This is a genomic window from Staphylococcus pasteuri (genome assembly GCF_030547725.1).
Classification (GTDB): domain Bacteria; phylum Bacillota; class Bacilli; order Staphylococcales; family Staphylococcaceae; genus Staphylococcus; species Staphylococcus pasteuri.
On record NZ_JAUOQO010000925.1, the window covers coordinates 1 to 238 of the forward strand.

The following is a 238-nucleotide window of genomic DNA, read 5'->3' on the forward strand; positions in this document are numbered from 1 at the left end:
GCATTATGGTAAGTGCCCATTTGGAGTACTGCACCGAGTGTAGACAACGGGTGCATGCCATTGAACAGAAAATGGCCGCTCAATTAGAAGATACTCAACCTGCAGCCATGAGCAATGATCTGGATTCAATGCTGCAAATGATTATGCAGCAAAGTGCTGAAACAGTGATTGAGCCCAGCCAACCAAGGCTGCAAGAAGAAATCAGTTTAGGGGATAAACGTTTTCCATTGCCACGAGC

The 238-nt window shown here is 46.2% G+C and carries 1 protein-coding gene; it reads left to right on the forward strand.

Features of this window, described 5'->3' with window-relative positions; translation table 11 throughout:
* Nucleotides 1–50 precede the first annotated feature (50 nt).
* A partial coding sequence (locus tag Q4528_RS15925) for a hypothetical protein (RefSeq protein ID WP_303522724.1) occupies nt 51–238 on the forward strand: 188 nt, incomplete at its 3' end.